Source organism: Synechocystis sp. FACHB-908 (genome assembly GCF_014698595.1).
GTDB lineage: Bacteria > Cyanobacteriota > Cyanobacteriia > Cyanobacteriales > Microcystaceae > Synechocystis.
In genome coordinates this window covers 15,862-27,185 of the sequence record NZ_JACJTH010000050.1, presented here as the reverse complement: position 1 = coordinate 27,185, position 11,324 = coordinate 15,862, and the positions used below count along the sequence as shown (strand labels likewise).

At 42.5% G+C, this 11,324-nt stretch carries 13 protein-coding genes and 1 pseudogene; 7 read left to right on the top strand and 7 right to left on the bottom strand.

The window, feature by feature from the left end; genetic code table 11:
• A pseudogene (locus H6G46_RS17960) lies at positions 1-230 on the bottom strand (hypothetical protein); the annotation flags it as partial.
• Positions 231-893: 663 nt separating this feature from the next.
• Here H6G46_RS17960 and H6G46_RS17955 point away from each other — a divergent pair.
• The 4 genes from H6G46_RS17955 (at position 894) to H6G46_RS17940 (ending at position 2,905) form a co-directional block, all read left to right on the top strand.
• Positions 894-1,238, top strand: coding sequence for a helix-turn-helix transcriptional regulator (locus tag H6G46_RS17955; protein WP_011153608.1), 345 nt, complete (start codon positions 894-896; stop codon positions 1,236-1,238).
• A 153-nt stretch (positions 1,239-1,391) separates the two neighbouring features.
• Positions 1,392-1,658, top strand: a complete 267-nt coding sequence (locus tag H6G46_RS17950) for a hypothetical protein (RefSeq protein ID WP_158299050.1) — start codon at positions 1,392-1,394, stop codon at positions 1,656-1,658.
• Positions 1,659-1,844: 186 nt separating this feature from the next.
• Positions 1,845-2,579, top strand: a complete 735-nt coding sequence (locus H6G46_RS17945; protein ID WP_011153610.1) for a hypothetical protein — start codon at positions 1,845-1,847, stop codon at positions 2,577-2,579.
• Between the two features lie 110 nt (positions 2,580-2,689).
• Positions 2,690-2,905 (top strand): hypothetical protein, encoded by a 216-nt coding sequence (locus H6G46_RS17940; protein WP_011153611.1) that lies wholly within the window; start codon positions 2,690-2,692, stop codon positions 2,903-2,905.
• 242 nt (positions 2,906-3,147) lie between these two features.
• Here the strand turns inward: H6G46_RS17940 and H6G46_RS17935 are convergent, their stop codons facing one another.
• Entirely contained in the window at positions 3,148-3,567 is a 420-nt protein-coding gene (locus tag H6G46_RS17935) for a VOC family protein (protein ID WP_011153612.1), read from the bottom strand.
• A gap of 362 nt (positions 3,568-3,929) precedes the next feature.
• A complete protein-coding gene (locus tag H6G46_RS17930) occupies positions 3,930-4,475 on the bottom strand; it encodes a dihydrofolate reductase family protein (RefSeq protein ID WP_011153613.1) in 546 nt (181 codons plus the stop codon).
• A gap of 91 nt (positions 4,476-4,566) precedes the next feature.
• On the opposite strand from H6G46_RS17930, the gene H6G46_RS17925 reads away from it, so the two are divergent.
• A complete protein-coding gene (locus H6G46_RS17925) occupies positions 4,567-5,349 on the top strand; it encodes an Rpn family recombination-promoting nuclease/putative transposase (protein ID WP_011153614.1) in 783 nt (260 codons plus the stop codon).
• A gap of 120 nt (positions 5,350-5,469) precedes the next feature.
• Positions 5,470-6,408, top strand: a complete 939-nt coding sequence (locus tag H6G46_RS17920; RefSeq protein ID WP_011153615.1) for an ion channel — start codon at positions 5,470-5,472, stop codon at positions 6,406-6,408.
• A gap of 203 nt (positions 6,409-6,611) precedes the next feature.
• Here the strand turns inward: H6G46_RS17920 and H6G46_RS17915 are convergent, their stop codons facing one another.
• From H6G46_RS17915 to H6G46_RS17905, 3 genes are all read right to left on the bottom strand, one after another.
• Positions 6,612-7,361, bottom strand: coding sequence for a glucose 1-dehydrogenase (locus tag H6G46_RS17915; protein WP_041428273.1), 750 nt, complete (start codon positions 7,359-7,361; stop codon positions 6,612-6,614).
• A gap of 115 nt (positions 7,362-7,476) precedes the next feature.
• Positions 7,477-8,301: an alpha/beta hydrolase gene (locus H6G46_RS17910; protein WP_011153617.1), complete on the bottom strand. Its 825-nt coding sequence runs from the start codon at positions 8,299-8,301 to the stop codon at positions 7,477-7,479.
• Positions 8,302-8,924: 623 nt separating this feature from the next.
• A complete protein-coding gene (locus H6G46_RS17905) occupies positions 8,925-9,713 on the bottom strand; it encodes a YwqG family protein (protein WP_011153618.1) in 789 nt (262 codons plus the stop codon).
• A 489-nt stretch (positions 9,714-10,202) separates the two neighbouring features.
• On the opposite strand from H6G46_RS17905, the gene H6G46_RS17900 reads away from it, so the two are divergent.
• Positions 10,203-11,033 carry an Rpn family recombination-promoting nuclease/putative transposase gene (locus H6G46_RS17900; RefSeq protein ID WP_011153619.1) on the top strand — a complete coding sequence of 277 codons (831 nt, stop codon included), beginning with the start codon at positions 10,203-10,205 and terminating at the stop codon, positions 11,031-11,033.
• A gap of 109 nt (positions 11,034-11,142) precedes the next feature.
• Here H6G46_RS17900 and H6G46_RS17895 read toward each other — a convergent pair whose 3' ends face one another.
• Positions 11,143-11,298: a hypothetical protein gene (locus tag H6G46_RS17895; protein ID WP_158299051.1), complete on the bottom strand. Its 156-nt coding sequence runs from the start codon at positions 11,296-11,298 to the stop codon at positions 11,143-11,145.
• Positions 11,299-11,324 lie beyond the last annotated feature (26 nt).

Below are 11,324 nucleotides of genomic sequence, written 5' to 3'. Positions count from 1 at the left end.
CTGTGGCTAAATAGTAACCCTGCATCAACTAATTGATTTAGGGCACGATAGAAAGTAGTCTTGCCGATGCCCAGGACTTCCTTGGCCCTTTCCCAAGTGATCTGCACCTGGCGATCGCCAAAGGGGTCGAGTTCACAAACCCATAGCCAGAGCTTGTGGGCGGACTTTGGTAAATCGGCGGCGATTACCTCATGGATAGTTTCGGTTGTTAGCTTGTAGAATTGAGTCATAGTATTTGAAATTTTTTGGCGGTGGGTGGTTCAGACCCCTCGCCTTTTTTTATTTGGGTAGGGTGGATAAAGGATAAAAACTGTGGAAATAAGTTCCTAAATTGCAATTTGATTTTCAGCGTTGAGCTATTTTTGGCAAATTTGAGGTCTATTTGCGTGGATTTACGGAGATAAGGCGCTGATCTGATTGATGCAATTAGGTCTTGAAAGTGTATAGTTGCAGGTATAAAGATTTAGGGTAAATCTATGCTAAATAAATTAGATACTGTTTACCTGAACAGCTAGGGGAAGAACGTGCCTTGATATACAAAAACTCATAAATTCCATCAATCCCACTCATAGATGAATTTCTGGGGTATCTTTGGTTTTGTTGATGTTGGCTTAATGGTCTTGTTCTGTGAAATGGCGCTCCTCCATAAATTTTCTAGGCGGCGCGATGTTGAGTTTATGGAAATGCCACCGTAGGACTTGGGGAGTCCTGTTATCAGGACTTTGTCGATAAATAACTTGTACAATGGAGTCATAGAATTTTTTTGATTTGAACATTGAGCGAGAGACTGTGATGAGTTTCCCGCTTTTTTTATATGCTAGAGTGGATCCGCAGGGATAATAATATATTTTCCCATGTAAAACCACTTCCTAACTTTATATCAGAAGGTAACTATGGATGACAGGGATCTAGTAAAAATTTTTAAGGTCAAATTGAGTGAGCAAGGAATTCGGCAGACAGAAGTTTGTCAAGAAGCGGGTAAGCCCCAATCACATCTGTCAAAATTGTTATGCGGTGGTAAATCTCCGAATTTGCAGACACTTTTAGATTTCATTAATGCTACTGATAGACTTTATCCGGGGTTTGCTGATCAATATTGGCTAGCAGTGGCTGGTCGTCCCACTATCCGTACTTTGGTTGATTCAATGGATTCTACCGAATTGGCAGTGTTGCTAAAGGTAGTTGGTGATAGGGTGGCTGAGGCTAAGTTAAAGGCCCCTATGATGGAAGTTGCTTAAATTCGTTTGGATTTTGTCGTAATTCTCGCCTCAAGGCGACCCAATATCAAAAAAATTTGTAAGTTATCTAGCCTTTCCCGCCTTTCTCTTGAGCCATTCTTCCCGTGAGATAGTGCCAGGGGTTAGAACGGGTTGTTTTTCCTGCTGTTGCCGTTGTTCCATCTTGAGGGGTTGGGGTTTGTCTTTCCGCCACAGGTCGCGGCCCAGGCCAAACTTGGCGCAACATCTTCTCAGGGCCATGGCCTCCGCATTGGAGCTTGGATCGCCGTAGCTATTGCAATCAATCTCTTCCGTGCCGGTGGCCTGGCGGGTAATGCTCCGGTCTTCCCCGTGGATTGTGAGGGAGCCGGTGAGGGTGAGGCGATCGCCAATTTGTTGGGTGTCAATGATCAGGCATTCCCAACCTCCAAGGCCACATAATCAATCTGGTTTCCCTTGAGGAATTTTTGACTGATAAATTGGAAAGCAATAGGTTGCTGTAGGTTTTCCAGAATTCCGGTCAGGAGTAAGGTGCAGTTTACCCTTGCCCGGAAAAAGCATCGTACAATATTAATACAAGGGTCGGGCTTTAAGCGTGGTAAAGAATTTAATTACAAATAATTTTCTATGATTGTTGAACGGTGCTATTTTCCTCTACCAAAATACTTTTTCTGTGATGGTCCATCTTATGTCATCACTTCCTCTAGTTTTGGTGGCAGTTTATTAACCCCAGAAACCTTACCAGAGCTTCTACAAAATGGGGATGAAAAAGTTATTAATCAGCTTTTAGAAGAAGGAATTTGTTTACCATTATTCTTTCCTGGGGACTGTGCCTTAGATGGGGCAATTTTTATAGTAGGAGATTTAACCCCTATTGAAGAACAGGAATGGATTGGACGCATTCAAAGCAAGTTAAAAATTCCCTGTGGTAAATTATTAGTGGTTTGTGGAGGTGGTTCCCCAGAGGATTTTGAAGGAGTGATCGCTGGGAATGGTATCAATGATTATACTGACTATTTTTGTGTCTTGGATGTACCAAAAGGGGACTATTTAGTGGAAGTATTAGCCTATGTTTCGAGTATGAGTGTTGATTTTTATTTTGAAGAAAACGAACCCTTAACAGAATGGTTTTATCGCACTCGGCCAGGAGAGATTTTACCGCAATGGTTAGAAACTTTTCAATCCAAAGGTTATATTGGGGAACTAAGTGATCAACTTTTAACTTATATTGTACATCTAACTCCCTTGATTGATGAGCCATCTTTACTAACTCTTATATCTGAAATTGGTTGGTGTGGGGAATTTGAATTCCGTCGTCCAGAAATTTGTCCTAGGGGAATTCCTCGGAGCTATTATGCTTAACAAGCTAGGCAATTTAAGATAGTTATTTTGTATGAAAAAATTGGTGACTCTATCTTGATTTTTGATCTGACCTTTGGGATTAATCATCACTCTTAAATGAAGCTATCAATATGTTTAAATTTATAGGCATTGTATTGATTGGTGGATTGGCAGGCTATGCTCTTGGTGTTGCGGCTGGAATCTTCATTGTCAATAATTTCTCTACTAATGTTCAGGACAAGCCCTTGGAATTAGCAATGACCTCAATCTTTTTCTTTGGCCCAATGGGAGCTTTGATAGGATTGATTATTGCAGTTGTATATCAACTTTTACGTCGATATTTATGAGTGCTTTATATCCCTTATAAAAATTGGCTACAACATCCTCAATGCACGGTGGTAATCCACGGTGCCATTAAATATAGACCCCACAGAAAGCCGGGCTTTAGCTGGGCGGACTTTGCCTCCTATGGGTAACCAACAAGAACTTTTGGCGATCGGTAGGAGTTTCTAATTTCTCTGATTCAACGCCGGCACTGAGCGGACGCGGGTGATAAAGTTGTTTGCCCACCTGGCTTTGCCACTGCGCCCTAAGCGGGCTTATCAATGGTTAATCCAATTTCTTGACCATATGAGACTTCTAAAGTGTGTCCATCAGGATCATTGATAAAAGCCCAATAACCAACAGGATAGCCAGAATCTGTGGCATCTTTAGCTAATATTCCTTCCTGTCTAGCTTGTTCGCATAAGTAATCAACTTCGCTCTTGTCCTTGCAACCAATGCCTAAGTGAGCAAAAGGGCCTAGGATGGGTGTTGGATTTTCGTCTTGGACTAAGACTAAAACGAAAGGACGAATTTTATCAGACAGCCAAACAACTCGCTTTCCAGTATCTTTGTCTAATCTCTCATGTACTATGGACATGTTTGCATAGCGGTTGTAAAAACTAATGCTCAAGTCAATATTTTTTGCAAATAGAGCAATATGTGTAAAACCAAAGTCTTCTTTCATATTTTTTCCGAAATTAGCCTAACGATGAAGTTATAGTCACCGTCAATCCAGCTTGATTCCAAATTTTCTTGGTACTAACAGAATCATGTAGATGACAGGGATAATTAAGGATTATACAGAAACTTTTCGTATATCTATCTACTCCCAAAAACCTGTTAGGCAGATTGGGGTAGTGTACGAGCAAATCCAGCGTTAGGCGATCGCCGTTAAACCCCTAGTAATTGTTGCTGAAAGTTGGGGATTCATAGTTAGGATGGCCGGTCTGCTTGATGGTGATAGCACTTGATTGACAAAATAAGGCAGTAGCAGATGTTTTTAGGTCATCATCCATGGCTTTTTTCTGTCCACTGCATTTAAATTTGTTATGCGATATCCTCAATGACCTTATATTTGCTTTGCACCAAGCCGTTTTCAAACTGTCGCGTTTCAAGATGATGTAATCTGACATCGTGAGGAAGCGCACTGAAAAGTGGAATTCCTTCACCTATGAGAATTGGCACTTTAGTAATAATTAATTGCTGGATCAAGCCTTCACTAAGAAACCCTTGAATCGTCTTTCCGCCATCAATGTATAAATGCTGAAATCCACGTTTTGATAGACGACAAACTACTTCTCGCGGAGGCACGCTCATAGACTCAACTATTTTTGTAATGTCTTCAGGGATGTCAACTTTCCGACTACTTAGAACAAATACTGGCTTTTCACCATAAGGCCATGAATCGAAGGATAATGCCAACTCATAAGTATTCCGCCCCATGACAAGCGCATCTACTGAATCAATGAATTCCTGATACCCGTAGTCTTCACTGCTATCTGTGTCTCCTGCACTAGGCAGCCAATCAATACCACCATTGTTACGTGCGATGAAGCCATCAACACTTGTTGCAATATATACAGTAGCTTTCATGCTTTTCTCAATTATGCTATTGCCCCACAGCCATTGATTATACGGAAACTTAGCGATAAAGACCTATGGCGATCGCCCTTAGAATTTGGGTATGTTTGATAATCTGTGCAAATTTCTGGCCGAATCATTCTCCGAAGACTATGCCGCCTGGTTGCTGGGACGACCAATCAAATTGACCAAGCTCAGTCCGACGGAATTATCCCTGGAACCAATTCGCGCTGACTCCCTAATTTTGGAGCAATCGGAAGACTTGGTTTTACATCTGGAATTCCAAACCGAACCCGACCCCACCATGGGCTTTCGGATGTTGGACTATCGGGTAAGGGTTTACCGCCGTTTTCCCCAGAAGACGATGCACCAATTCGTTATCTATCTAAAACGTAGTAACAATGACTTGGTTTATCAGGATAGTTTCCAGTTGGGGGAGACTGTGCATCGTTATCAAGCGATTCGGCTTTGGGAGCAACCATCGGAGACATTTCTCCAAAGTCCAGGGCTATTGCCCCTAGCGGTATTGACGCAGACCTCTGACCCTACATTAAAATTGAGGGAAGTGGCGACTGCATTGGAACAGATTGAGGATAATCGAGTTAAGGCAAATCTCATGGCAGCAACTTCAGTTTTTGGAGGAATTCTGCTATCCCCTGAGATTATCAAAACGATTTTAAGGAGTGAAATCATGAAGGAATCCGCTGTCTATCAAGAAATTTTAGAGGAAGGGGAACAACGAGGCATACTCAAGGGCAAACTGGAGGGGAAATTGGAAACCATACCCCTGTTGAAAAAATTAGGTCTTACAATTGCCGAAATTGCCAAAGAATTAGATATTGATGTTGAACTGGTTAATCGGTTTGTTGCTAACCAGAACAATTAAGGGTTGAAATGGCCACTGGTTGGTGTGTGGTTTGGTGGATCTATGGCGATTGCATAGCAAATCTTTACAAGATCTCCTATTCTAAACATTAATTGAAGCAATGATGGCTGAAAAGTCTTGATGAAATTTTCCTTTCCTTGGCACTGGGGTAAATCCCATAAATTAAAGCCAGTAACTCATCCAATTCGGCATCTGCGTCCGATTCAGTCAGGGGATTCCAGGCAAAAAAAAATCCAACCAATGGTGACAGATTTATATCATTGGTTATTGGTGCTTTCCTGGCCAAAATTTTTAGCGACTATCGGGATTTTTTATTTCAGTTTAAATGTTTTTTTTGCCTTAATTTTTTCCTTAACTGGTGATAGTATTGCTAATGCCAAACCAGGATCATTTTTAGATTTATTTTTTTTTAGTATTCAAACCCTTTCGACAGTAGGCTATGGTGCTATGTATCCAAAAACTGTGGCCGCCCAAATCGTTGTCAGTGTAGAAATTTTTGTCGGACTGATAAGTCTAGCCATTTTAACAGGGTTAATGTTTTCACGTTTTGCTAAACCTACCTCTAGGGTCTTATTTAGCGAAGTCGCTGTGGTCTGTCCCTTTGAAGAAATCCCAACATTAATGTTTCGTGCTGCCAACCAACGAAATAATCGTATTTTAGAAGCCCAAATTAGAGTGAGTTTAGTTCAGGATGAACAAACCAAAGAAGGACATAAAATGCGCCGTTTTTATGATTTAAACTTATTACGCTCCCACACCCCGGTTTTTGGTTTGAGTTGGTTAATAATGCATCCGATAGACAGTAATAGCCCACTTTATGGATTTTCAGAAGTAAGCAATCAACAACAAAGGTTAGAACTTTGGATTAGTTTCACTGGTTTAGATGAAAGTTTTTCCCAAACTATTCACAGTCGTTATGCCTATGAGGGAGCAGATATTCGTTGGCAGTACCGTTTTGTGGATATTTTTCACCAAACCCCAGAAGGTAAATGGTTTATTAATATGGACAATTTTCATCAAATAGAACCTTATCACCCTAAATCCCCTGAAAATTCCTAGATCTACTTTTAGTTTATTTGGCAATGAGTTCGGCATAGTTTAAAAGGTAATATTTTTACTCAATGCGCTGATCAAAACCAAAACAATAAATTAGCCTGCATATATGCATCACCCTATTTCCTCTGTTGTCTTGCCCTCACTCGGAGGCCGCTATTCAGTAGCGTGAGGAGGCAGTTAGGGGTCACAAATTCGCCCAGTTCTAACTAATAAAGACCACCTGTGATGTACAGCGTTTCGCCAGTGATCCAGGCTGAATCGGAAGACGCCAAGAAGACGACAGCAGGGGCGATGTCATGCGGCTGTCCGATTCGACCGAGAGGAGTTATCGCTTCAACCTGTCGGCGACCTTCGCTTTCGGTAATTCCTGCTGTACGAGCACCTTCTGTTTCTACCATGCCAGGATTGATGGAGTTAACGCGAATATTGCGTGAACCCAACTCTTTGGCGAGTGACTTTGTAATGGCATCGACTGCCGCTTTGGTTGCGTTATAGACCAAGCTGTTTGCCGGTGTCAGAGTGCTAACAATTGAACTAATGTTGATAATGCTACCGCCCTCTTCACCAAAGGACTTTACTGCCTGTTGCGAGGTCAAAAGCAAACCCAGCACATTCAGATCAAATTGCTTGTAGAAATGCTCTTCTGTGATGCCTTCAAGCGGAGAAAATTCGTAGATGCCTGCATTATTGACCAGGATATCGAGCTTGCCAAAGGCTTGTTTCGTCTCAGCAAAAAGCTGTTGAATCTCTGCCTTTTTAGCAACATTTGCCTGCACGGCGATCGCCTTTCCACCCGTGCTGACAATCTCGTCAACCACGCGATCGGCTCCTTCTTTGCTAGATGCGTAGTTGACGACCACGGCTGCACCTTCGCCTGCTAGATGTTTAGCGATCTCGGCACCGATTCCTTTAGATGCCCCTGTGACGACTGCAACTTTTCCGTCCAGTTTTTTCACGATTGTAAGTGTTGTGTGTATTGAGTTTGAACGGTCTACCCGAAACGGATACAAACTGACGAGAATCATCCATTCGGGATCTTTGACATTAATTTTTTACATAAGTGCTTTAGCATCAGGATTCAACGAATTCTAGCAGGTCGGCATTGAGCTGTTCCTTACTTGTGTCACCTAGGCTGTGCGATCCACCGGGATAGATCTTTAAGATTGAATTCTTGACAAGCTTCGCAGACAGGAGAGCAGAAGCACCTATCGGTACGATCTGATCGTCGTCGCCATGAATAATCAGCGTTGGCACATCGAACTTCTTCAAATCCTCAGTGAAATCTGTTTCCGAAAATGCCTTGATGCAATCATAGGCGTTTTTGTGTCCAGCCATCATGCCTTGCATCCACCATGAGTAGATCAGTCCTTGGGAGACTTTAGCACCAGGTCGATTGAAACCAAAGAATGGACCACTTGCTATATCCAGAAAGAACTGCGAGCGGTCAGCCAAAAATGCGGCGCGAAATCCATCAAAGACCTCAATGGGAAGCCCCCCCGGATTTGCCTCCGTTTTGAGCATGAGCGGCGGCACTGCACCCATCAACACCGCCTTGGATACTCGTTGAGTGCCGTGTCGTCCGATAAAACGCGCCACTTCTCCACCACCCGTCGAGTGACCGATCATCACCACATCCTTTAGATCTAGAGCCTCGAAGAGTTCTGCTAAATCGTCAGCATAGGTGTCCATATCATTGCCATTCCATGGTTGGCTTGATCGTCCATGACCACGACGATCATGTGCAATACAGCGGTAGCCATGGGAGGCAAGAAAAAACATCTGCGATTCCCAAGCGTCCGCACTCAAGGGCCAGCCGTGGCTGAACGTGATCGGTTGCCCAGAACCCCAGTCTTTGTAGTAAATTTCCGTACCGTCTTTGGTAGTGATGGTGCTCATGTTTCCCTTTCCTTGGTTGTGCTACGTAATGAAGAAATGCTTGTGAGCTTGATTTATGGGTTTTTGATGCGTTCGTGGATTAACTTTTGTTTAGCGTGATCGCTCTTTTCTTTGTGTATATAATAAGCTGACTTGATACAAAACCCTAACAATAAAAGTTAATCTTAATGTTTTACTTGCCATGAATACTGAACCAGGCTAACTATTGATTATACGGAAACTTTCCGTATAACACCCTTTAAAGTAACGATGTGTGGAAATTTTTGGCATATTACCCCATTTAAGTCTGATCGCCAATCAACCTCTACTTATTCTACTTATTCCTTTTTCGCCAATCTCAAGGGCGTTCTGCATTGCCATTCGCTCAAATCCCCGCTTTTTTGGGCATCATCGTTAAACCTCTAGAAAATTTGGCGATCGCCTACAACATCCTCAATGCACGGTGGTAATCCACGGTGCCATCAAACATAGACCCCACAGAAAGCCGGGCTTTAGCTGGGCGGACTTTGCCTCCTATCAGTAACCAGCAAAAACTTTTGGCGATCGGTAGAAGTTCTTAGTTTCTCTGACTTAATGCTGTGTTCATCAGCTTGTCCGGTGTAATACTTTGATAGTGATTGATTTTAACAGCATTGTAAAATCATCCAAGAATTAGAGAAATTGCAATTTTTTGATTCGCTTTCTTTGACCCAAAAATAAAGCATTCCCATATCACCCCACATAACATCAATATCATCATCAGAATCAAATTGAAAAACTAGCCGCCAGTCATTTACTTGCTCTCGGAGCTGCTTAGCTTCTTCCGAGTTATAATCTTCAGGGTAAGCATAATTTATCCCACTGCTTATAAGCTGACATTCTTTTTCCATGTCATCGTTTTGAATTGGTCTTGGGTATCCCCCAATTTGATGAAGTGTTTTGTTTCTATAATATTCATCAATGAAATCGTAATATTGTTCTTTGTCAATTTCAGATAGTTCACCTTCCTCAAAATTTATTCTTTGTCCATCTGGATAGCTCATAAATTTCTCTGAAACAACATATTTAATAGATGAAGCTATATGCTCTTTATGTAGGTCGGAGGGTAATTCTTGAAAATGCAATTCCTCGGAACCATTTTCGTATAAAATAGCCCATCCTCCTCTGTCTTCTGGAGCGAATCCCCATGGCCACTCATAGAAATCATAAAAAAATAGTAAACGCCCGCTGTTTGGCAACCACTCTATAGCCTGTTCATTATTTATTTCACTTAAGTCTAGTTGAGCGATAAATCCGAGAGGTTTATCATTCTTTCTGGGCCAATTGATAGATGAACTGACTAACGGTTTACCCCCAAGGAAACTAGCTGATTCTATTTCTGAGGTAACGAGTCTTAGGCAGTTTTTTCCTAATTTGAAAAATTTCTCATTCATTGTTAATTCGTTGCTATGAGTGGTTAACTAATGAATATAGCGTCCATGCAATGTATCCACCTTATTTTGTTGGAATATTACCGCAGATTCTTAGCAATAGTGCGAGAGTAGATGTGAATTTTACATTCCGGTGTGTTGATCGCCAATGAACCCCTATTTATACCCCCTGCGATAGTTCCAAGTTCATTTAGTATTGCCATTAGATCAGACCCTCACTTTGTTGGCGATCGCCCAAAACCCCTAGTAAAACTCGCTAATTAGAGGTCATTACAGAAAAGAAAAAAACTGTACGTTAAGTCTAAAACCCTTAGTAGATATAGGTTTTAGCTCCAAGTGAATGATTTTACATCTATCTCGGCATGGGGGCTGCCTGCTGAATTTGCAATAGGCGATCGCCTATAAACCCCTAGTAATTGTTGCCAAAGTTCTCAACCATCAGGGCGAATCAAATCGATGGGGACTTTTGGCGATCGCCGGTAGAATTTGGATATGTTTGACAATCTGTGCAAATTTCTGGCCGAATCCTTTTCCGAAGACTATGCCGCCTGGTTGCTGGGACGACCAATCAAATTGACCAAGCTCAGTCCGACGGAATTATCCCTGGAACCAATTCGCGCTGACTCCCTGATTTTGGAGCAATCGGAAGACTTGGTGTTGCATCTGGAATTCCAAACGGAGCCTGACCCCACCATGGGCTTTCGGATGTTGGACTATCGGGTAAGGGTTTATCGCCGTTTCCCCCAGAAGACTATGCACCAATTTGTTATCTACCTGAAACGTAGTAATAATGATTTAGTTTATCAGGATAGTTTTCAGGTGGGGGAGACTGTGCATCGTTATCAAGCGATTCGGCTTTGGGAGCAACCATCGGAGACGTTTCTCCAAAGTCCAGGGCTATTGCCCCTAGCGGTATTGACCCAAACCTCTGACCCTACATTAAAATTGAGGGAAGTGGCGACTGCATTGGAGCAGATTGAGGATAATCGAGTTAAGGCAAATCTCATGGCAGCAACCTCTGTTTTTGGAGGGATTCTGTTGGCCCCTGAGCTGATCAAGACAATTTTAAGGAGTGAAATTATGAAGGAATCTGCTGTCTATCAAGAAATTTTAGAGGAAGGTAAAATTGCCGGCAAACTGGAGGGTCGGTTGGAAGGAAAATTAGAGGGCAAATTGGAGGGCAAACTAGAAGGTAGGCTGGAGGCGAAACTAGAAACCATACCCCTGTTGAAGAAATTGGGTCTTACAATTGCCGAAATTGCCAAGGAATTAGATATTGACGTTGAACTCGTTAATAGGTTTGTCGCTAACCAGAACAATTAAGGGCTGAAATGGTCATTGGCCGGAATATGACTTGACTGATCTTTTGGTGATCTCGCAGAGATCCGTTGCGCGGTGCGCCGTTAAACCCCTAGTAAAATTTGTTGATCGCCTATAACATCCTCAATGCACGGTGGTAATCCACGGTGCCATCAAATTTAAACCCCACAGAAAGCCGGGCTTTAGCTGGGCGGACTTTGCCCCCCATCGGTAACCAGCAATAACTTTTGGCGATCGCCTTGACAGATAAGTTCCAGGCGGCGCACAAGGGGCAACCACTGTAGAGTTCCCCGC